Genomic DNA, 20173 nt, shown 5'->3' with positions numbered 1-20173 from the left:
GAAGTTCGACAAGCAAATGGAGGAGACCGCCGAATCCCTCATGTTCGGCACCGGCCGGTCCCTGGCCGGCCGACGGATGGACGGGGAGCGGAAGACCAACGCGACGTTCTGGCGCTCGGGCACCCGGGTCCCGCCGAAGGTCGAATGCAAGGTGTCCCGTTCCTCCTACCGGGCCGGGTGGAAGCGCCTGACCTTCCGTATCAGCGGTCTGGCCGCGACCGACTCCGGCGGCTACTACGCCCTGTGGGAGAAGACAAGAGGCCACCTTCGCGGCCGTGGCCGACGTCTGGGAGAACCCCGACCCAGCCCTCGAGGCAGTGCGGACAGGCGGCATCGGCCTGGTCTCTGCCGCGGCTGTGGCCGGCGCCGCGTACCGGCTGGCGACCCGCAAGCGCCGGGAAGGCCTCCGTCGACCTGGACGCCGACTCCCCGCACGTCCTGATCTCCGCAGGCACCGGCGGCGGCAAGTCCACCGTCCTGCGCACCACCTGCTGCCGGTTCATCCACAACGGCGCGCACGCGTTCGTCCCGCAGACCCACAGGCCAGGAGCCGAGGCCGAGGAAGACTTCGGGGACGTCACGGTCAAGCCGGTCGGCGAGCTGGTGACCTGCTACCTGTTCGCGTTCCGTATGTCGTACTCGGGCAAGGCCGTCCACCGCATCTTCGCCTCGCGGGCAGGAGGCGTTCTTCGAGTACCGCGTGGCAGCGGCGCGCGGGCCGAACGGGGCCGCTCGGGAACCGTCCCGCCTCACCAATGTCACTGCGGACCGGCACGCCCCGAAACCGCCGTACCGAGGGCAGACGCGGATGCGTCGTATCAGGGCGGACTTTGTTCGCCAAGTCCCGAAATCTCGCAACATGAAGAGCTTCGATTGGCAGGACATGATCGATGCATGGATCCCGCAGAATTCGCGGGCCGCCGGCCTCCTCGAGAAAGGGGCACCCCTCGCCGTTGGTTCGTAGATCTATGCGAGTACGCCCCGACTCGGCAATGTGAGCGAAGCTCTCGTGAACATTGGAAGGTGAGCCGCATTAACTTGAAAGGGTCTCGGTGTCATGAGTGATGAGGTTAAGTGTTCGAACTGCATGCGGTCGATGGAAGAAGGCTGGCTGCTGATCTGGAATCCAATCGTTCTCCTGAATTTCGTCAACTGGCAGCCGGTCAGGCCTGGATACCTCCGCCTTCGGAGGCCTAAGGGATCCGAAAAGGTTATTGTCCCTCGTGCAGGTGGTAAAGGTTGCCCTAGAGCTCGAATTTGCCGACCATGCAAGAACGTCGTTTTCTCATACGCGGAGGATCGGCTTGACTAGGACCGTGTCCTACGTGGTGAGGCGGACGAGTCGTTTGTAGCAGCAGATGGCTGCGGCGAGGCCGAGAAATGCCAGGTAGTTGCGGGGATGGCGCTCGTAGCGGTGGTTGAGCCGGCGGTAGCCGGTCAGCCACGACATGGTCCGCTCGATTACCCGCCGGCGCCGTCCGAGCCGCTCGGACGACTCGACTCCTTGCGGGCGATCCGAAGCCCGATTCGTTTGCCGCGGAGCCATCCGCGCAGGTGGGGAAAGTCGTCGACGACCAGGTCGTACGGACCGCTCAACTCTGCGGCGGGGAACGCGAAAGCGTCACCGCACAGGAAGCGGATGTCGACTCCGGCCTCGTGAGCTCGTGCCTCGCCCCAGGCGACGGCAACGGGAGAGAGGTCGACGGCGTCAACCCCGAAGCCGCGTGCCGCGAGGTAGAGGGCATTGCGGCCCGGCCCGCACCCCAGGTCCAGGGCCCGACCGGGAGCGATCAGGCCTTGGTCGAGGTAGGCGGCCAGGTTCTCGTCCGGCTTGGACACGAAGAACGGGACGGGCTTCGACCGGCTTCGGAGACCAGTCATGATCGTTCGGCGGAAAAGGAGCCGTGCCGTCCGTGGCAGAGGTGACACCATGCGGTGTCATGGCAGATGACAGCACCAGCGCGTTTCAGGCGGGCCAGACGGGGCTCATCGTCCGGATACCGGAGGCGGAGCCGTCCGTCCGCGGGTGGCGTGAACGTCTCGACCCCTCAGCCCAGGCTGGGGTTCCAGCCCACGTCACCGTGCTCTTCCCGTTCCTCGATGAGAGCCGAATAGATGGGCTCCTCTACTCCGCTCTCGCGGACGTGCTCGGCAGCCACCAGGCCTTTGATCTGCGGTTCGAGAGGTGTGGGCGGCTCCCGGAAGTGCTGTATCTCGTGCCCGAGCCTGACACGCAGTTGCGGCAGCTCACGGAGGCGATCGCTGATCGTTGGCCTGAGGCTCCGCCGTATGGCGGCCGGTTCGCCGAGATCGTGCCGCACCTGACCATCGCTCAAGGTCAGGAAGAGGCCGTCCTGGAGGAAATCGAGGCCGACCTCGCCGGCAGGCTCCCGTTCACGTCTCACGTCGCGTCGGTTGAACTCATGGTGCACGACGGGGTGAAGTGGCAAGAGAGGGCGTCGTTCGCACTCGGAGAATGAACCAGGTCATGAGGCTTGGCTGGTCTGCTGCCCCTTGGGGCAGCAGACCAGCAGGGGGCTCCGGTCAGCTGGCTGCAGCGTGCTCGGCGGGTGCTCGGGTGCTGGCGAGGCGATAGGAGTCGGTGCCGGTCTCGATGATGGTGCCGTTGAAGGTGAGGCGGTCGACGATGGCCGCGCAGAGGCGGGGGTCGGTGAACGTCATGGTCCAGCCGCCGAACGACTCGTTCGAGGGGATGGCCACGCTGTTCTTTTCCTCCCGCTCAGTCAGAACCTGGAAGAGAAGTTCGGCGCCGTGGCGGTCGAGTTCCATGTATTCGAGTTCATCGATCTATGCGGATATCGGCATAGATCGACCTATGCCGAGATCGTGACTATCCCGAGTGGGATGCCAGCACGGCTGGCTGCAGCCGGTGCAGGGGTTGCTCGTTTCGGCATAGTCGAGGACGGACGGCGGTCGCTGACGCTGCCCGGCTTCTGACACACTAATGCCATGATCATGCAGCGAAGGGACGATGCCGCGTAGGCGTCCTTCAGACTTGCGCTCAGACTGCCGAAGGTTCGCGGTTGAGCGTGGGCGATATTCGAAGATCGGTCAGGTCTCTGGCTCGGCCCAGGCCGAGATCATTCAGTTGGAGCGAACTTGCTTCGCCCCCGGTGACCTGGGCAAAGCTCTTGCCTCCTGGACTGTGCCGGCGCAGACCCCGCGACGGCGTTCGCCTCTCGTTCGCACGGGCTGTGGCGAACCGTCCTGTTGTCCACCGGAGCCAGGTGTGTGGCGGGACCTCCTTGAGGTTGCCGTGTATGCCTTGCCGCCGAAGTCCGCGCGCGAGCTTGCCCGCATCGTCGGGCGCCTCGACAGCAGAATTCTCGATCACCCGGCCCTGAGACACACCGTCTCGCCGTGCGGCCCATGGCAGGAACGTGAGCAGCGGAACCAAGCCGCGCGGTCCGGCCACCCGGCGACGACCCGACTCCCACAGGTCGGCGAGGTGCTGGTTCAGCCGCCCCTCGTCCAGATCGGCAACATCGAGGCCCTGCCTCGATAGCCACAGGCCGACCTGGCCCAGATCCTTGAGCATGTTCCTGGCGGTCAGGGTCGTGTACCCGCGTTCCGCCAGCCATGCCCGGTAGCTCTCGACCTGCGGTGCCAGAGCACCCGCTTTCCGACGCGACCCCGCCACGGCCCCACCCCCTTCGCGGGAGCCCCCTGCCCCCACGATCAAGAGCTGCCCGGCGCGGGACTATGCAGAAGCCAACACGCCCGTATTCACACGAAAGAGGCCATCGCCGGCGACCCACTCGACATAGTCGCAGTCTCCGCACAGGTCGAGGCAGAGGAGGTCAACGCGGCCGTAGCGGGCGATCGTCTTGGAGAGCTGCTTCTCGTCCTCCCGCGCACACCGGTTCACCGGCGAAACGCCACTGCACCCACGCTTGGCCGCCCGGGCCAGCCGGCCGCCGCCGCGGATCGAGCGGCCGGCTCCCCCGCGACTCTCGTGTCGGCCGCCGCCCACGCGTGCCGGGGACGAAGCGTGGAGTAGGGCTTTGGAGGAGATACGGCCGAAGGGCGCCCCCGCGGGGGCGCCCTTCGGCCGTATCTCCTCCAAAGCCCTTTCGGAGCACTACGAGCCGTGCCCATCCTGCTCTGGAGGGCAGGTCTCGACCGCAGGCCCGCCCCCAACACACAACGGTGGAAGGAATCTATGCGCTCCCGATCACTCTTACGTTTCCGGCCCGCCCGGTCCGTCTTCTGGGCACTGTGCGTGACGCTGATATCCACTGCGGCAGCGCTCGGCACTGGGCTTGCGGCCCCGGCCCCGACTGTCGCCGCCACCACCGACGATGTGGTCAGCAGCCACTGGATCGGACTGGGCTACAACCAGAACCCCCAGCCGCCGAGCGGCACGAGCTGGAACACCGCCGACTGGAATCGGATGGTGTCCCGCACCGATTACATGAAACCGGGCGTGGTCCGGGTCATGTTCAACCTGCCCTGGTTCTGGAGCGGCACTGACGCGGGCGGCACCTACGACTTCACCAGCTCCGCCTATCTGAACGCCGAGAAGGTGATCAAGCACTATGTGGACAAGGGCGTACCGGTTGTCAGCGGGCTGTTCGGCATCGACAACCTGACCTACACCTCCCCGAACACGGCCGCCATCCAGACGACGCTGGTCAAGCGTCTGCAGGCCGCCGGAGCCGCGCCGACGTACTGGGTCGGTGTCAACGAGCCCAACGTCGCCAACGATTCGAAGTCTTATACGTACACCGACTGGCAGACAGCGACCACCGCCCTCGCGTCCGCCTTCGCATCCGCCGGGGTGGACACCACCAGAACGGTCATCTCAGGCGCCGACAGTGCCGAAGCCGGTATCAGCTCCTATGGCGGTGACCTCGGCCGCCAGACCGCACCCGAGTGCAATTCTGGGTGCAACGCGGCCCTGGTCTGGAAGCTTGCCGCGCTCAACACGTTCACCGCACAGGTCTACGCGGACAGCGCCACCGACACGGCGATCACCTTCCAGACCTCGTCGGACGGCACGGTCTGGAAGAACCTGGCGGTCGCGCCGCCCACGCCGGTCGCCCTGGTCACCGGCAGGAACGGAGGCGGAATGTGGAGCTACACGTACACCGCCTCCGGCATCACCGGCAGCAAGTACCTCCGCCTGTCCGTGGCCTCCTCGACCCTTGAACACTCGATCGGGTCGATGCACATCGCCAACAACAGCACGACCGTCGAGGACTCACTCGACGATCTGACACTGACACTGGCCGACATGAACACCGGCACCTGGAAGGGCAACAACTCCTGGTGGCTGCGCTCTGCACAGAGCGGCCTGCTGGGAGCGAGCGAGGCCCACTTCTACGGCCAGGAGCTGTACGGCGCAGACCCGGCGTACGTCGAGCCCGTGATGGACGAGGCGGTGTCCCAGATCAGGCTGGCGGCGCCGGGCGGTCCGGTGTTGCTGGGTGAGACAGGGATGAAGGCCCTTCAGTACCCGGACGGCACCAAGGACTACCGATTCGCGCTCGACACGACGCAGCCGTTGCGCATGGCGGATCTGGCAGTGCAGGAAGCCCGCAGCGGCGTGGACGGAGCGGCAGCCTGGTGCCTCGACGGCTATGCCTCGACCACGTTCTGCGGGATGTGGGGGCGGGGTGACGACGACCCTGACAAGGTGTCGGCCCACTCCACGGCGCTACGGCCGTGGTTCTACACCTGGAGTCTGCTGACCCGGTACCTGCCGAACGGGTCCACCATCCATGCGCCGGCCGAGCCGACGGGCGTGCGCGTGCTGGCTGCACAACTGCCTGGTGGAGGCTGGACGTTCGTCCTCGTCAACCGCACGTCCGTCGCACAGACGGTGAGGCTGACCGAGCCTACTGGGTGGATCACCCTCAACAAGTACCTCTACACCGACGGTGCCACCCCGAGCACCGACGCCAACGGCTTCCCCACAAAGGTCGGCACGGTGGCGAAGAACTTCACCAACGGACAGACGCTGACGGTGGGTGCCAACTCCGTCCTGGTGCTCACCACCGAGCCGTGAGTGAGCCCCCGACGACCGGGGGCTGAACGTCTGAGGGTGTCGGCCACCGTAGCGGCCGCCACGGTTCACGGTGCCGACACCCGGGCGGATCCGCCGCCCACCACCGCGGGCGGGGGTGGCGTACGAGCAGAAACTGGACGGCCACCGGGCGCTCCTGTTCCCCGCGGCCGTGCCGGGCGGGCACGGTGCTGGTGCAGACCCGCTGCGGAGCGCTGGTCCAGGACCGGTGGCCGGACCTGGTGGCGCCGCCGAATCACAGTTGCCGCCCGGCCTGGTCCTCGATGGCGAACTCGTCGTCGTGGACATCGAGGCCGGCCGGTTGTCCTTCGAGGCGTTGCAGCGCCGGGCCGCCACCCGCGCCCGCGGCGCCCTGGCCTTCGTCACGCGGTGGCCGGCCTACTTCGTCGCCTTCGACCTCTTGCAGCATGACGGCCAGGAGCTTTTGAGGCGCCCGTACGTGGAGCGGCGCGCACTGCTGGAAGGACTGTTCTCCGAGCACGCACTGGCGGCCCCCTGGACGCTCTGCCCGATGACGACGGACCTGGCCAAGGCGCGGGAATGGCTGGAGTCCTGGACGGACGTGTCGGGCGTGGAGGGCTCCTGATCATCAAGCCCCTGAACAGCCGCTACCCGCCCGGCTACCGCGGCTGGACCAAGATCAGAAGACGGGACACCCCGGAGATGATCGTCGGCGCGATCACCGGCACCCTGACCCGCCCGCAGCTCCTCGTCCTGGGCCGCCACGACCAGAACGGCCGACTGCGCGCGGTCGGCCGCACCGTACCGCTGCGCCCGGACGCCGCCCGGCAGGTCGCAGAGCAGCTCACCGCGGCCGCGCCCAGGGCACCCGTGGGATGGTGTGCGCTTCTCGGCGACGTGGGGGAGCCGCGACGTCCTCGACACCACTCTCGTCCGCCCCGTCCTGGTCGCCGAGGTCAGCGCCGACCGCGCCATCGACCACGGCGGCATCTACCGCCACCCACTCCGCTTCCAGCGCCTTCGCCTGGACGTGGCCGCGGACGACGTCCCGCAGTTCGGGGCGGGGTTGGCTGCGGGCTGATACGGCAGGGGGCAGTCACGGGAGGCAGTAGGGGAAACAGGGCCGACCCTGGGGACGGCCCTGCCTGTGCGGCATGCGCGCGGCAACGCGGTGCGGCTGTGTCCTTGCCGCGACGTCACCTGCTTCAGGGGTTCCGCCCGCCTCCCGGCGGGCTTGGGCGCGAGGTCCACCGCAGCCAGGTCTACCGAGTCAAGCAGCAGCGCGACCGGCTCCGAGCCCCAACCTTCGTACCCGCACCACGCAGTGAAGGCTGAGAATGAGGCATGAGCAGATTCGCAGAGGTGATCGTGTTGGCGAGGGACGCCGAAGATGTGATGGAGCCGCTGACACGGCCGGATGAGAGCCGCGAGTGGCACCAGTGTTTCAAGCGCATCGACGACGGGATGTTCTACGGATCGGGTGTGCCCTCGAAGGAGTGCTACACGTGGATCATCCAATTCATGCGCCACAACTGGCACGGTCTGCTGTTCCACCTCGAATCCCTGTCGTGGCCTGACCCCCGATCGGTCCAAGTGCTCGTGCGCGACGAGGAGGACTCCTGCTTCGGGTTGTGGATGATCTACGGAGGATCGCTCCTCGAGGTGACTCTGCCGCACACGAAGCGCGAGCCGTACGCACCCAGCATCACCGGGCACTTGACCAGGACCGACGACTTCTGAGTGTGAGAGCGGGGGATGGATGAACGCTTGTAGGGCGCGTCTACTTCCGTCTGTATGAACGAAATGAGTCCGGCTGACCGGGTTGGGGCGGCGTGCAGTGGCGTTTCGCCGGTGAACCGGCGTGCTCGGGCGGGTGAACCGGGCCGAGGTGGCCAGTTGGTGACGGTGCGGTGGTTGGTACAACCGGCCCATGATGATCATGAAGCGGTCCGCTCTCGCGGCCGCCGCGCTCACCCTGACCCTGACTCTGCCCACGGCCGCGCACGCGGCCACCCAACCCGCCGCCCCCGCTCCGGCCGTGGCGGTCGTGCCGCAGGTGCTGCCGATTGGGGTCGCGGTGTCCGCGCTGCCGCTCGCCACCGAGGACCGGACCGGCTATCAGCGGACCTCCTTCCGGCACTGGAACGCCGGAGAGATTCCGGCGGACGGTTGCAACACCCGCCAGGAGGTGCTCCTGGCCGAGGCGGTCGTGTATCCGGAGATCGGGCCGGGCTGCACCCTGACCGGCGGCGTGTGGTGGTCGTACTACGACGAGCGGGAGGTGCCACCGGCCGGGGCGCTGGACATCGACCACATGGTCCCGCTCGCCGAGGCGTGGGATTCGAAGTAGGCGGTGTTGTGCTGGCTGCATCATTCCGCCTGCCCCAGGAAGGGGCCCTGTCCTGGCCGGGGAGGAGCAGCCTGCCACTCGTACGGTGGCGATGAGGTCTTCGGCCTCGGGTGACCTCGCTTCGACGCCACGATGTTGCATCGGGTGCAACCGTGGGAGCGGGCGTGGATGCAGTCGATGTGCCGGGCTCGATGCGCTTGGTGATGCCGGGCAATGTTCGGTCCTTGGACCCGGCGCCTGCGATGTTCGACGCGATGCTCGTGGGCTGGACTCGGCAGCAGCAGAGCCGCCTTCTGGCGAGGAAGACGATCGCCGACCGAATGAGTCTGGTACGCCGGTTCGCCCTGTTCAACGGCACGTACCCGTGGGAGTGGACCGCAGAGGATGTCGAGGCCTACTTCTCCGCTCAGATGTCCAGCCAGTCCCCGCTCGCGCACTCCACGGTGCGGGGCCAGCAGAGCGACCTGCGCCTGTTCTGCACGTTCGTCACCGATGCCCGCTACGGGTGGGCGGCTGCCTGCCTGGAGGAGTTCGGGCGGGCACCGGTCCAGGTCTGCCACGACTCGGTCGGCTCTTCACCCACGCCGACCTCGATACCGTCGCCGGATCGGGACGCGGTGCCGCGCAGAGCACGGACTACCTACGCGGTCTCCTGGTCGCCTTCGGCGTCCTGCCTCCACGCGACGAACACCTCGCGGCCATCGAGCGCCACCTCGCCCGCACACTGGTCCGGCACCCGAAGTACGCCATGCTCCTTGGGCCATTCGTCCGCTGGTCGGTGCTGCCCCGGGCCCGTCGCCGGGCCGCCCGCTCGGCCGGCACCCGCGGCCGCGCACGGTGGGCGTACACCCGCATCAACACGGCCGTCGCCCTTCTCGAGCATCTCGCCTCGCTCGACCTCACCTTGTCCGCGGCCACCCAGCTGGAGGTTGATCGGTGGCTCGCCGCCGGCCCCAGCACCCGCTACGAGGTGCGGGACTTCTTGGTCTGGACGGCTCGGCGCGGCCACAGCGGCGACCTACTGGTCCCTCACCGAGGCAAGGCCGAGCCGGAGGGAATGGACGAGGACATCCACTGGGACCTACTCCAGCAGTGCCTCCACGACGAGGACCTCCCCCTGGACGTGAGGGCGGCTGGGTCCCTGCTCCTGCTGTTCGGCCAGTACCTCACCCACATCATCGCCCTCCCCCCCCCCGGGCACCTCGGCGTCCAGGACGGCCACCAGACCATCCCGCACGGTCCGCTACGAGCTGTTCGAGACCCTCCGTCTGCCGGGGGAGCCGCCCCGTCACCCCAGCGAGTTCGACCGCCTCCTCAGGGCCGGACCACGGCCCGGATGGCCTCGATCACCGGGCGTTGGTCACCTGGCCGCATGATGGCGAGCGTGACCTTGACTTCCGGTTCGCCGGCCTGACGGCAGCGGATCACGTACCCGAGGCGCCCTGCCTCCTTCACCTCGCAGCCCGCCGCTACGCGATGTCCGGCGATCGCCGGAAGCCCAAGCTGTCCCCAGCCCCCCAAAAGCAACTACACGCGAACAGACACCCGTTGGACCGCTCCCGCCACCCCTTCAGGATGCGCCGTCGCCGGGAGCGCCGAACCCGACCCGCTGTGATCCACGGGGCGGAAATCACCTGCGTACGCCGTCCCTTCGGTCTGTAGGGTGGCGGGCGACCAGTACATGAGAGCTCGCCTCGGGCGGCTCTGCCCACAGGGGGATCTACCACCATGCGCACGTTCGCAGCCGCTGCCGCGGTCTCGTCCGCGATCATTCTCGGCCTCTCCACCGCCGTGCCCGCCCACGCCGCCGAACCCGATGGGCCGGCGGACGCGGGCTTCGTCTCCGATGCCCTCACACCCGCCGACCTTTCCGAGGAGGGGGCCATCTTCGGCGAGGAGGGCCCTGACTCCGCCGCGGTCTCGCAGCCGCAGGGCGCTCCGAGCGCCGGCGTTTTCTACACCAACGGCGACAACGTCCACATATCGAGCACGGCCCCGGCCGCCGCGTCCGGGCACGGTTGGTGGGTCAAGATCAGCGGTCCCGGCACCAAGGCCAAGGTCACCATCGAGCTCCAGGCACTGGACTACCGCGACAACAAGTGGAAGACCGTCGCCACCGGCAGCAAGACGGTGTACTCCGGTACCGGCAGCGCCAACCGCGCAGCCGCCCGCAAGGTCTGCACGAACCGCATCATGCAGGTGCAGTGGCGCAGCCGGATCGACGTGGACATCATCGGTGTCAATGACTCGCCGGAGAAGGCCATCACCAAGACCCAGAAGCTGTGGTGCGGCGCGTTCTGACGCCCCGACGTGTCGTTCTGACGCAACCTCGGTGTCCTGCCCCTGCGATCGGGGCAGGACACCGCCCCATCGAGCACGAGGAGAGCGCCGTGCCGGAAGCCTCCATTCCCGCGCCCATGATCATGGGGGTCCACGGCGTACTCGCCCTGCACCCGTGGGTGGACGCCGAGACCCAGGACGTCTTCGCACTCGCGGTCAGGCGTACGGTCGCCTACGGCTGGAGCTCCTTCCACGCCGCAGGGCCGCACGGCGTGCGCTGGGGCCACAACGACGCGGGTGGCGACTGGGGACAGCAGGGGCGCGACCGTCGGACGGGCGAGGGCGAGAGGGTGCGCCAACTTGCCTGGCTTCAGGTCGACGTCGCCGACGCACCGCCTGGGCAGCGCCTGCCCGTGCTCCCGATGGCCACCGTGCTCGGCGACGCCCTCCACCGCGTCGGCGACTTCCGCCTCACCGGCCTGCACACCGTAGCCCCCTTGTACGAGGCACAGGACGCCCGCGCCGATCTGGCCGTCGCTGCCGAGTGGTTCGCCCTGGCCGATCCCGTCGGCTCGGCCGGGTTCACCGTGTCGGTCGCCGGCACGAAGACCGCCGACCTCCCAGGTCGGATGCCCGAGATTCTCGCGGCCGCCCTTGAGAGCTCGTACGGGCAACTCACCATCGAGCCGGAGCCGTCCGATGACGCCACCCCGGAGCCCGGGCTGGCGCTGCCCCTGGCCGGGGAGACGGAAACGGGCCACCTCCGGTACGGGCAGTCCTTCCGCTGCACCGCCCGCGAGTGGTCGCTGGACTGCGCCACCTGGGTCACCGAGATCCTCATCGACGCTCTCCGCGCGACAGGCATCACCCAGCCGGCGCTCATCAAGGTGTCGAGGACCCCGCGCGTGGGCGGCGCCCAGGTCCTGTCCGGCGGATCAGGGCCGCAGCCATAGCCGTTCCATCTCCACGCCGGCCGCAGTGAGCAACGGTGACGGCCGACACCTTCGCGTCCCCGAGGCCGGCGCCGGCCGCCTGGGACGCGGTGGGGACCGTGGGTAGGGAGACAACGCCCGGTCGAAGACGACAGGCCCGCACGGTAACGCGGAGCACCCCACCTCCAAGCCGGTCGACCTCATCACCGCAGGCCTGCGCAACAGCTGCGCCCACGAGGCACTCGTTAGCGAGCCCTTCGGCAGAGAACACCGGATCCGTTGAAGTGTCCGAACTCCTGGGCCGCGCCGAGCAGGGCAAGGGCGCCGGTGACGTCGCCGCGCTCGGCGACCTCCTGGCCGTCGCGGCCTCGCACGCACCGGCCGTGGCGCGTGACCGCGTCCAGCGGGCGGCCGATGCCTTCGAGCAGGCCGCCCGCGATTCCGGCGCCCGCGCTCTGCAAGGCCGCGCACGGGCCGGCCGGCGCGCCTCGGCATGCGCTCTGGAACACGCTCCGCGCGCGGCCGGGGCGGAGGCGCGGCGGTCGTCCTCACCCCGCTGACCGCGCTCGTGGAGGCGGTGGAGGCTGCCGCCGACTGGGTGGCGGGCGCGGACAGGGCCGGAAGATCGGCATCGGGCGGACAGCGGAACCCACCCGGCAATAGAGTGGACGCCGGGTCGGGGATCTGAGGTGAACAGCACCGGCTGAGCCGGGACGCCTTACCGAGCGGGGGACGCATGGTTGGCTGGTGGCGGAGACGGGCCACGCGTGAGCGTGACGTGCCGGAGACTGCGCAACCGCGATCCGGACCGGGATGTGGACTGCCGGCCGGGCCGGTGCACGGGACCCTGGCCGGAGAAGCCGTCGGGCCCGACGGGCCGCAGGGCGTGACGCTCTCCGTGTTCGACGACGGCGTGGTGCTGACCGAGGACGCCGGCACGGGCGGCCCCCACGTGTACCGGTGGGCGCAGGTCGCCCGCCTGTGGTGCGCCAACGACGTCGACGGCAGCCATGCACCGGACGGCACGGTGGTCACGCAGTGGGTACACGTGCTGCGGATGGAGTTCACCGACGGCACGGTCTTCGCCTCGCGGATGACCGACCCGCCCATCGCCACACCGGAGGCCGTCTTCCTCTCGGGCCGCCTGTCCCCGTCTCCGCCCTCCGTCATCGCACCTCTGGTGGACCGGATCAGGGGCCCGGTGACCGCGCTGCATCTCGCCCGGGCCAGAGGATCCCTCGCGGCCGGCGAGGAGGTGGAGTTCGGCCCGCTCACCGCCACCGCGGACGGGCTGCGCCACGACGGCGAAGACATCACCTGGCACAGCATCACCTCGTGCCGCTACGGCGTCGTCATCGCCGACGAGGACGAGAGCGAGCTGGGCGCGCTGCTGCGCATGGAGTACCGGGCGGCCGAGGGCGGCGTGTACGGGTTCCCGTTCCACTGGCTGCGCATACCGGCACTCGACGTACCGGACATGGATGTCCTGATCGGGCTCGTCGACGAGAACCGCACCTGAGCGCGGTCCGCCCCGTCACCGCTTCCTGGCGCGCCGGGCCGGGTTCGGCCGAGCGTCCCGAACCGACGTCCAGCTCCGAAGCCCTCGCCGCGCCCGCGGCAGACCGCCGTGATGGCCTACCGGCTGGTGATGACCATCAACGACGCCGCCCGCCGCGCCTTGTCGGACCCGATGCTGCGTCGGTGGGAACACGACCCCGGCGAGCGCCCCGACCGCGAGTACACAAAGAAGTAGGAAATCTCAATGATCAATGATTACCATCAGGCCGTTGTGGGACTCCTCGGTAAGCCGATGCATGTATTCGCCAATCACGTCGCCTGGCAGCCGATCGAGGAATCAATCGGTACGTCGCTGCCGCAGGACTACAAGGACTTGATCGACGCGTATGCGCCTGTTCAAGTAAACGGCCATCTGCGCCTGGAGCATCCGGTCAACGAGTCTTACGAGCTTGGGGCATGGATCGACGAGACAGTCGAAGATTTCCAAGAAATGGATTGGGAGGCAGGCTTTTCGTGTCCGGGATACGAGAAGTCCGGGCCAAGTTTTGGGGGTCACGGCGGGATGATCCCTCTTGCCTGCACGGACAGGTCCGAATATGTTTTCCTAGCGCCAGGAATCAACTCCGGACAGTGAGCCCTTTTCAACCTGACGGTGGGGCTGTGGTGTTGGTCGGTGTGCGCTGTACGGAACGACGAAGCTCCTGGTAGACGGGTTCTCGACCAAGATCACCCGTGTCTGCCAGGAGCTTCGCGTGCTTGTCTACCCGTCGTCGATCAATCTGTCCAGCCGCACCCTGCGACACCTGACCGAGCAGCTCGCAGTTCGGCAACGGGAGATCGGTACGCGATGGCGGCGACTGCCCGTCGGCCGTCAGGCCCTGCTCGCCCTGGCCCACCTTCGATGCGGCGACACCTACGCCCAGCTCGCCGCAGGGTTCGGAATCGGCATCGCGACCGTCTACCGGTACATACGCGAGGCCATCGATGTCCTGGCCGCTCGCGCACCGACCTTGGCCACGGCGATGGAGACGGCCCGGACGAAGGCGTTCGTGATCCTGGACGGCACGCTGTTGCCGATCGACCGGATCGCCGCCGACACCCCCTACTACTCGGGAAAACACAAGCGGCACGGCATGAACGTCCAGGTCCTCACCGACCCGTTCGGCCGACTGCTCTGGGCATCACCGGCTCTGCCCGGAGCCACTCACGACCTGACCGCGGCCCGAAGCCATGGCATCGTCGACGCGCTCGCCGCTGTGGGCCTGAAGTGCTGGGCGGACAAGGCCTACCAAGGCGCCGGTCGGCACATTCGAGTCCCCTTCCGGGGCCGCCGGCTCGAAAGTTGGAAGCGACGGCATAACAGCAGTCACGCCAAGATCCGATGCGTCGGGGAGCAGGCCATGGCCGTGCTGAAGGGTTGGCGCCTCCTGCGGAAGCTCCGCTGCAGCACCAACCGGATCACCGACATCGTGAAGGCAGTCCTCGTCCTCCACCACGCCTCAACCTGAGGTTGGAAAAGGCTCAGGTACATGAAGGGCGGGATCGGCCTCGCTGCAGATCTTTCGGCTCACACAGAAGAAACCGATTCCACACCATCGAGAGCCATCCAGATTGACCAACGACTGCACTTGCGCCTTCCAGAAGTCCACATCTACTGGAAGGACTCCGCATGGCTTTCGTACGGACTTTCACTCCACACCGCAGAACTTTCACGCAATGATGGAGGACACCTCCTCGTCGTCGTCGATTCTTTCACCTACCCCGGCGCCGACTACCAGGCGGAGGTGGCAGCCTTGGCAATCGACGGGTGGGTCCACCAGAATCTGAACACCCCTCCCTGCGGAATCTCGGTAAGCTTCCACCAGTCACACCGGAAGTTCTGCTTCGACTGGGGGCCCGGCATGATTCCGTTTTGTGACGACCTTCCAGGCTGAGCCCCGATCTGGCCAGGTGCGAGACATTCCAGCGCAGCTGACCGTGGAATGGAATCCGCCGCTCATTCCGGGCCCTCCCACACCTGCACCTCGGCCTCACCCGGAGTGCGGCGCAGCCAGCATGGCCCGCTGGAGAGGGACAGCTCCGAGATCCGCTGCGCCGCTTCGACGGCGGCCGGCTCGTGGCCCCGGATCTCGATGGTGATGACGTTCTCATCGTTCCTGCCTTCGGCAACCTGCCTGCCAGGCAGCGGTTGCCGCTCGTGCGCCAGGTGCACCCCGTCGAGTGCTTGAAGTGTTCGGCGCTGTCCTGACCTCCATTGAGCCCCGCGCGGGTGCTCCCGGTCATGGCGCGGAAAGTCGGGGCTTGACAGCCCGGCCGCACCCTGAGCCCGGTCACCGGCCGTGTACCGGCTCGGCGTAGCCGCCCTCCTCAGGGTCCCGCCGGGCATCCGCGTACACCCGGACCTGCACTTCGTTCTCTCCCGGGGTGCGCTGCAGGTGGCACGGTCCGCTGGAGAGGGCCCCCGTGTCCTAGCTCAGACACCAGCCGCAAAGTAGCGATCCGCCCCTCGGGGTCAGCTGTCGACGGGCGCCGCCGCCGGATTGAGGGTCTTGTGCACGACGCCGACGGACACCTTCACCGGGTGTGAGTAGTTGGCGTACAGAAAGTGCCGCTGAGATTGATCATGGTCGGCTAGCACACCGGCCGGGGTACTGCTGGGCTTCGGGGAAAGCCCGCCGGGCGGGTTCCGGCGCTGGCTACGGTCCGCTTCGTGCCGGTGGAGTTCTTAACTGATGAGCAGGCCGTTATCTGTACCTGGCCGTGAGAAGAGCCAAGCTGAGCAGGCTATCTACTTCGCTGACGGTGTCAGCGAAGCGGCTCCCCCGCGGTTTCGGACCGGGTTGCGGTGACATCCCCAGTCCGGCTTGTCGGTGGGCGTCCAGGCCATGGTGACCGGCTGTTGGAAGGTGTCCTCGATCCAGCGGTGGATGGCCTCCTGAGCGGACTCGGGTGAACCGTCGGGCGATTCGTTGGGAAGCGCGCCGTCCAGGACACCGCCAGGATCGGCGAGGTAGACCGCGAAGCGCCACTTGTCCGGGGTCCTGAACAGCACGACCGTGGCGGGTCGGCCCAGTCGGCTGCGCCAGTCCTTTCTGGTCCTGGGCATCAGCTACTTGCCTTCCATTCGTCGAGCTTGATCTTCACCTGGTAGTTGTGGCTGGCATGCCAGATGACTTCGCCGCTGACGCGGGTTCCGATCAGCGGGAGTACTGCGTCCCGGGGCATCGCCGTGATCTCGGCCAGGCCGATCGCGTCCGGGGCGTTGTCGATGGTCATGAAGACGCCGAAGGGCCGGCGGCCGACGACCTCGCCGGTCACCGAGGTTCCGACGGGCAAGGCCAGGCAGGTCGCGGACCAGGCTGCCCGGGACCGAGCTCCGGCCTCGACGCCGTTGTCCGGCCACGAGTATTCGTCCATGCGCCGATCATGACATGCGCCGGTTTCGCCTCGAACGGGTTGGTTCAGGGGCGGACTGGGAGAGCGTCAGTCGCGCTGGGCCGCGGACTGCGTGGGGATGCGCCGGCGAAGGTCGCGGAGTTGTCCGAGTGCGACGGCGAGCTCGGTCCGGAGCCGCTCGTTGTCCTCGTTGAGTTTCCGGTTGGCCCCCCGCAACGCTCGCACGATGGCTTCGTGGGACTTGGTGGTGATGCGCTCGTTGTGGGGCAAGGCGGGTCGGCCCGAGGTGGGCTGTCCACCGGCGAGGGCCCGCATTCTGGCCAGCAGGGCTGACTGGGCGTCGTCGTAGAGGAACGTCCGGGAGACTCCCGCTCGGGAGGCGACGCCGGCAACGGTGACAGACCCGCCGTCGCGCTCCAGGCTGTCGAGGGCGGCCTGGACGCGGGCGATGCAGTCCAGGCGCCGCTGTCGCGCGGCCTCGGCCAGGTGGGTCGAATTGTCAGCCCGCATCGGCTGCTTGCCCGGTGGACTTCACCGGCAACGTGGGGGCCTCCAAGGAGAACCAGCTCGTCGCCCCCAACGACACGTGGGATCACGCCACCATCCTTTCCGGCGGTGACTATTCGGACAATCCATGGCCGGACGACACCATCGTCCGCTGGACCGATGGAGAGATGACTCTCTACACGGACGGCAGCGGCACCACGATCGGCGCGGAAGACAAGATCGTCAGCGCAGCCTTGTGAACCCCCAGACATCATTGTGAGGAGAGAAATGAAGCGCAAGAAGATAGCCTCCGTCGCTGCTGCCTGTGCCCTCCCGATAGCGGCTCTGCAGGTTGCCGGCGCCGTCGCCGCGACCGCAGCGCCGGCACCAGGGCAGGGCAGCTGCGGGACTTGGGTCAGCGGTCCGGGCCAGACCGGCAATGTCACCTGCCCGTCGGGCGGGACTCGACAGTTCCGTGCCAAGGTCACCTGCGTGACCAGTCACGGAACTACCTTCACCGTGTACGGGGGGTGGCTGTACCAGGGCGTTTCGGAGGGCACGTGCTCTCTGAACGGGGAGGCGGGCGTGTTGAGCATCGACTGGGACCGGCGTAACAAGGGCTGACCCCTCCCCGGGGGGGGGGGGGGGGGGGGGGGGGGGGGGGGGGGGCGGCGCCGGGGCCCCCGCCCCCCCCCCCGCCCGCCCCCCCCCCCCCCCCCCCCCCCCCCCCCCCCGCCGGGGAACCTGCGGGCCGGATGCCACGTCTCCTCAGTACAGGGGAACAGTCGAGAGAGCGGAAACCCATGAACCTCAACCACCAGAGTGACTCCGCCTCTTCTCGCGGTGCCGCTCCGAAACTTTATTCCGGCCGCCGTCGCGGGATCTTTCTCAGCGCGGTGACTGTCGTCCTTTTAGCCGGCGCGACGCTGTCCTGTAGCAGCCAAGACAGCTCCCAGGACGCTGCGCCCTCACCAACGTGGACATCGCAGATGAACCCGGCCACGGAAGCGTTCCGCAAGTACCTTGCGAAAGACAAGGCGAACGAAGATCTGACGGACCTTTTCATACACGTGGTGGATGCACCCGACGGTCAGCCTGTGGCGGCCCGCATCCTTACCGGTCTCAACCGTGATTCTGCGGGAACCGAAATCGACAAGGCGAAGGCGGATAGGACAGCCAGAGCTTTCGCCGACTGGCACGCGGCCGACTTCAAGGACCACGGTACCGTCAGGGTCTCCGGCCAGATAGGCAAGGCGTTGGCCACCATGGAATGGTGAACGCTGCCGGTTCAGTGGTCGTTTTGATGACTGGATTTGGGGTCGTATTTCCCCGTGCCTGGTGTCACTGGATGCTGTCGGCCGGAGCGGTGACCGGCGGCGTGTGACGGCAGCCGGGGTCCTGCCCGCAGCCGACAGCGTCACGGGGCTGAGAGCCGCCGGTCCGAAGGCTGCTCTCGCAGTCGCCATTGCACCCTCTTCCGGATGGAGCCTGCTGTCGACGCGCGCGAGCGCGGAGAGTCCCACCCGGACGGGGGTTCCTGCGGCGCACCTTCTGGGTTCGGAAGGACACGGCGAGGCAATCGGTGCCGGTGAACCCGGCCCGGGACCGGTCGGACCGCAGGAATGTCGCCTCGACTGCCGAGTCCTCCAAGCAGGACGTGGATGGCCTGGATTCCTGTTCTCCTGCGTGAGCAGGTCCCTGCGAGTATGTCGCCCTCGCTGACGACGCTGAACGCCAGGCCCTGCTCGGTGTCGCGGAGGACTGCTCCAACACAACCGTCGTCCACGAGCCCGCCCCGTGATCATCGATGCGGGCGGACCGGGCCCGCACCGGTCCCATGCTCCACTTCTCCCGGCGGCCGGCTACAGCGGCGGAGCCGGGGAGCCGATGCCAAAGCGCATCTCCCCGGCCGAGTGACGGACCCCCTCGGGCTGCGCGTCGTCATCGAGCACCCCAAGGAGGATCATCAGGGCCCGCGCCTCGTCCCCGCTGATCAGTTTCAGGGCGGCTCCGTGACCCCGTCGAGAAGTACGTCCAGCATCGCGTCCATGCAGGCAACAAACGCCGAACCGCCCATCACGTCACCCCGTCCGCCCCAGCAGTCCGGTCCGCAGCGGGAACGAGATGACGCATTCAGGGGGCCGGCCGCCGGGGCGCGGGCGGGCGCACCGTGAACTCTCCGTCGCGGTACTCCACGACGAGCTCGGGTTCCCCGCCGGGTGCGGCGACGGCCTGGTGGTGCAGGTCGGAGCGCGCCCGGCCGGTCAGAGGTTCGCTTCGCCAGTGGGGGTGGGAGCCGATGAGGCAGAAGAGCCTGGTCAGCTCGCTCCGGAGCTCGGCCGTTCCCGTCTCCGGCTGCAGGGCCAGGCGGTTGAAGGTGCGGATCTGCTGCTGCTTGAGGCGGATCAGATCCTCCGGGAAACGGTTTTACGCCATGGCTTGATTACATCAGGTGCCCGCCGAGTGATTGCTGGTCGTCACTCGGCGGGCCGCCCGGCCGCCCGTCGACGGGACGTGCCACCTGATACCGAAACCGCATACCTCTGACGGAATACCAGAACCGCAATTTTCGTCGGGTACTTCGGGGTGATGGGGTGGAATTCCGGGTGCTACACGGCGCGGGTTTTGATGCATCCATTTCGGGTGCGTGGTCAGGGTGTTGGAGTGTATGTCCTTGATGTGCAGTCAGAGGGTGTGCTTGATTCTGGCATTTGATTCTTCGGGGCTGTCGTCATTTGGAAATGGCGTTCGTGCTGTTGTCGACCCGGTTATTGGTGTAGACCAAGTTTAGTAGCGGGCGGAGATGGTGTGACGGTTCGTGACGAATCTGGGGGCGGGGGGCGTGGGGGTGGGCGGGGATGGGGCTGGCGGTCATACTGTTGCGGAGAGGGAGCGCGCAGCGCGACCGGCGGCAGCTAGCAGGGGAGCCTCTGGAGGGGTTCGGTCCTCGGGGTCGATTCCCTGACAGCCCCTCAAAACCTGTTGACCTGCTAGAATTATTCGAAGGAACCGGCGAACGACCCCGCTTCTCTTGCCAGCCGGCCACCGCGGACCGGCAGTCCCCGCACCGACCGGGACCACCCCGCCGTCACCGCAGGTGACGGCCCATCTGGCACACTTCGTCCGGCGTCGCGCAGCGACGCAGCCCCCTTGGGAGTGACGCAGTCACTCCGCGTCGTGTCTCCGCAGGAGACCGCGCGC

Annotated in this window: 21 protein-coding genes and 3 pseudogenes; 17 read left to right on the top strand and 7 right to left on the bottom strand. The window is 67.8% G+C overall.

The features are described from left to right. Window positions 1-1321: 1321 nt before the first annotated feature. Window positions 1322-1881: pseudogene (locus ACGFYY_RS35235) on the bottom strand (methyltransferase domain-containing protein). 59 nt (window positions 1882-1940) lie between these two features. Between ACGFYY_RS35235 and ACGFYY_RS35230 the strand changes: the two are divergent. Continuing rightward, the gene (locus ACGFYY_RS35230) at window positions 1941-2480 is read left to right on the top strand and encodes a 2'-5' RNA ligase family protein (RefSeq protein ID WP_393715778.1); all 540 of its coding nucleotides are present in this window, start codon (window positions 1941-1943) and stop codon (window positions 2478-2480) included. 64 nt (window positions 2481-2544) lie between these two features. Here the strand turns inward: ACGFYY_RS35230 and ACGFYY_RS35225 are convergent. Beyond that, window positions 2545-2808: pseudogene (locus ACGFYY_RS35225) on the bottom strand (ATP-binding protein); the annotation flags it as partial. Window positions 2809-3022: 214 nt separating this feature from the next. Then, a complete protein-coding gene (locus ACGFYY_RS35220) occupies window positions 3023-3559 on the bottom strand; it encodes a hypothetical protein (protein ID WP_393715776.1) in 537 nt (178 codons plus the stop codon). Between the two features lie 765 nt (window positions 3560-4324). On the opposite strand from ACGFYY_RS35220, the gene ACGFYY_RS35215 reads away from it, so the two are divergent. From ACGFYY_RS35215 to ACGFYY_RS35150, 14 genes and pseudogenes are all read left to right on the top strand, one after another. Further along, window positions 4325-6031 (top strand): hypothetical protein, encoded by a 1707-nt coding sequence (locus tag ACGFYY_RS35215; protein ID WP_393715774.1) that lies wholly within the window; start codon window positions 4325-4327, stop codon window positions 6029-6031. Window positions 6032-6257: 226 nt separating this feature from the next. Further along, window positions 6258-6635 (top strand): hypothetical protein, encoded by a 378-nt coding sequence (locus tag ACGFYY_RS35210; protein WP_393715772.1) that lies wholly within the window; start codon window positions 6258-6260, stop codon window positions 6633-6635. A gap of 255 nt (window positions 6636-6890) precedes the next feature. Beyond that, window positions 6891-7091 carry a hypothetical protein gene (locus ACGFYY_RS35205; protein WP_393715770.1) on the top strand — a complete coding sequence of 67 codons (201 nt, stop codon included), beginning with the start codon at window positions 6891-6893 and terminating at the stop codon, window positions 7089-7091. 263 nt (window positions 7092-7354) lie between these two features. Then, a complete protein-coding gene (locus tag ACGFYY_RS35200; RefSeq protein WP_393715768.1) occupies window positions 7355-7750 on the top strand; it encodes a hypothetical protein in 396 nt (131 codons plus the stop codon). A 199-nt stretch (window positions 7751-7949) separates the two neighbouring features. Then, window positions 7950-8354, top strand: a pseudogene (locus ACGFYY_RS35195) (HNH endonuclease); the annotation flags it as partial. Between the two features lie 511 nt (window positions 8355-8865). Beyond that, window positions 8866-9774 (top strand): hypothetical protein, encoded by a 909-nt coding sequence (locus ACGFYY_RS35190; protein WP_393715766.1) that lies wholly within the window; start codon window positions 8866-8868, stop codon window positions 9772-9774. Between the two features lie 314 nt (window positions 9775-10088). Further along, entirely contained in the window at window positions 10089-10661 is a 573-nt protein-coding gene (locus ACGFYY_RS35185) for a hypothetical protein (RefSeq protein WP_393715764.1), read from the top strand. A gap of 89 nt (window positions 10662-10750) precedes the next feature. Further along, a complete protein-coding gene (locus ACGFYY_RS35180) occupies window positions 10751-11593 on the top strand; it encodes a hypothetical protein (RefSeq protein WP_393715762.1) in 843 nt (280 codons plus the stop codon). Window positions 11594-11856: 263 nt separating this feature from the next. Then, complete coding sequence (locus ACGFYY_RS35175; protein ID WP_393715760.1) at window positions 11857-12132, top strand: hypothetical protein; 276 nt, start codon at window positions 11857-11859, stop codon at window positions 12130-12132. A 326-nt stretch (window positions 12133-12458) separates the two neighbouring features. Further along, entirely contained in the window at window positions 12459-13091 is a 633-nt protein-coding gene (locus ACGFYY_RS35170) for a hypothetical protein (protein ID WP_393715758.1), read from the top strand. A 111-nt stretch (window positions 13092-13202) separates the two neighbouring features. Further along, the gene (locus tag ACGFYY_RS35165; protein WP_393715756.1) at window positions 13203-13325 is read left to right on the top strand and encodes a hypothetical protein; all 123 of its coding nucleotides are present in this window, start codon (window positions 13203-13205) and stop codon (window positions 13323-13325) included. Between the two features lie 9 nt (window positions 13326-13334). Next, window positions 13335-13724, top strand: coding sequence for an SMI1/KNR4 family protein (locus ACGFYY_RS35160; RefSeq protein WP_393715754.1), 390 nt, complete (start codon window positions 13335-13337; stop codon window positions 13722-13724). 118 nt (window positions 13725-13842) lie between these two features. After that, a complete protein-coding gene (locus ACGFYY_RS35155) occupies window positions 13843-14598 on the top strand; it encodes a transposase family protein (RefSeq protein ID WP_393715752.1) in 756 nt (251 codons plus the stop codon). Window positions 14599-14619: 21 nt separating this feature from the next. Then, window positions 14620-15024, top strand: a complete 405-nt coding sequence (locus ACGFYY_RS35150) for a hypothetical protein (RefSeq protein WP_393715750.1) — start codon at window positions 14620-14622, stop codon at window positions 15022-15024. A 62-nt stretch (window positions 15025-15086) separates the two neighbouring features. On the opposite strand, the gene ACGFYY_RS35145 is transcribed toward ACGFYY_RS35150, so the two are convergent. The 4 genes from ACGFYY_RS35145 to ACGFYY_RS35130 all read right to left on the bottom strand — a co-directional run bounded on the left by ACGFYY_RS35145 (window position 15087) and on the right by ACGFYY_RS35130 (window position 16996). Continuing rightward, window positions 15087-15302, bottom strand: a complete 216-nt coding sequence (locus ACGFYY_RS35145; protein ID WP_393715748.1) for a hypothetical protein — start codon at window positions 15300-15302, stop codon at window positions 15087-15089. Between the two features lie 576 nt (window positions 15303-15878). After that, complete coding sequence (locus ACGFYY_RS35140; RefSeq protein ID WP_393715746.1) at window positions 15879-16196, bottom strand: hypothetical protein; 318 nt, start codon at window positions 16194-16196, stop codon at window positions 15879-15881. Then, window positions 16196-16507: a hypothetical protein gene (locus tag ACGFYY_RS35135; protein WP_393715744.1), complete on the bottom strand. Its 312-nt coding sequence runs from the start codon at window positions 16505-16507 to the stop codon at window positions 16196-16198. Before ACGFYY_RS35135 ends, ACGFYY_RS35140 begins: the two co-directional genes overlap by 1 nt. Window positions 16508-16573: 66 nt before the next feature. Continuing rightward, window positions 16574-16996, bottom strand: coding sequence for a DUF6262 family protein (locus ACGFYY_RS35130; RefSeq protein ID WP_393715742.1), 423 nt, complete (start codon window positions 16994-16996; stop codon window positions 16574-16576). Between the two features lie 14 nt (window positions 16997-17010). Between ACGFYY_RS35130 and ACGFYY_RS35125 the strand changes: the two genes are divergently transcribed. After that, on the top strand, window positions 17011-17232 hold the full coding sequence (locus ACGFYY_RS35125) for a hypothetical protein (protein WP_393715740.1): 222 nt from the start codon (window positions 17011-17013) through the stop codon (window positions 17230-17232). Between the two features lie 543 nt (window positions 17233-17775). Then, on the top strand, window positions 17776-18249 hold the full coding sequence (locus ACGFYY_RS35120) for a hypothetical protein (protein ID WP_393715738.1): 474 nt from the start codon (window positions 17776-17778) through the stop codon (window positions 18247-18249). Window positions 18250-20173 lie beyond the last annotated feature (1924 nt).

The sequence above is a fragment of the Streptomyces sp. NPDC048331 genome (genome assembly GCF_043201215.1).
In the GTDB taxonomy this organism is placed as follows: Bacteria; Actinomycetota; Actinomycetes; order Streptomycetales; family Streptomycetaceae; genus Streptomyces.
The sequence above is the reverse complement of the archived record's forward strand: the minus strand, read 5'-3'. Positions and strand labels throughout refer to the sequence as shown.

Bases quoted from the DNA above. Each gene is read 5' to 3' on its own strand.
- ACGFYY_RS35230 (WP_393715778.1), top strand. From the start codon at position 1,941: ATGGCAGATGACAGCACCAGCGCGTTTCAGGCGGGCCAGACGGGGCTC.
- ACGFYY_RS35220 (WP_393715776.1), bottom strand. From the start codon at position 3,559: ATGCTCAAGGATCTGGGCCAGGTCGGCCTGTGGCTATCGAGGCAGGGC.
- ACGFYY_RS35200 (WP_393715768.1), top strand. From the start codon at position 7,355: ATGAGCAGATTCGCAGAGGTGATCGTGTTGGCGAGGGACGCCGAAGAT.
- ACGFYY_RS35185 (WP_393715764.1), top strand. From the start codon at position 10,089: ATGCGCACGTTCGCAGCCGCTGCCGCGGTCTCGTCCGCGATCATTCTC.
- ACGFYY_RS35165 (WP_393715756.1), top strand. From the start codon at position 13,203: ATGGCCTACCGGCTGGTGATGACCATCAACGACGCCGCCCGCCGCGCC.
- ACGFYY_RS35160 (WP_393715754.1), top strand. From the start codon at position 13,335: ATGATCAATGATTACCATCAGGCCGTTGTGGGACTCCTCGGTAAGCCG.
- ACGFYY_RS35150 (WP_393715750.1), top strand. From the start codon at position 14,620: ATGAAGGGCGGGATCGGCCTCGCTGCAGATCTTTCGGCTCACACAGAA.
- ACGFYY_RS35140 (WP_393715746.1), bottom strand. From the start codon at position 16,196: ATGCCCAGGACCAGAAAGGACTGGCGCAGCCGACTGGGCCGACCCGCC.
- ACGFYY_RS35135 (WP_393715744.1), bottom strand. From the start codon at position 16,507: ATGGACGAATACTCGTGGCCGGACAACGGCGTCGAGGCCGGAGCTCGG.
- ACGFYY_RS35130 (WP_393715742.1), bottom strand. From the start codon at position 16,996: ATGCGGGCTGACAATTCGACCCACCTGGCCGAGGCCGCGCGACAGCGG.
- ACGFYY_RS35120 (WP_393715738.1), top strand. From the start codon at position 17,776: ATGAACCTCAACCACCAGAGTGACTCCGCCTCTTCTCGCGGTGCCGCT.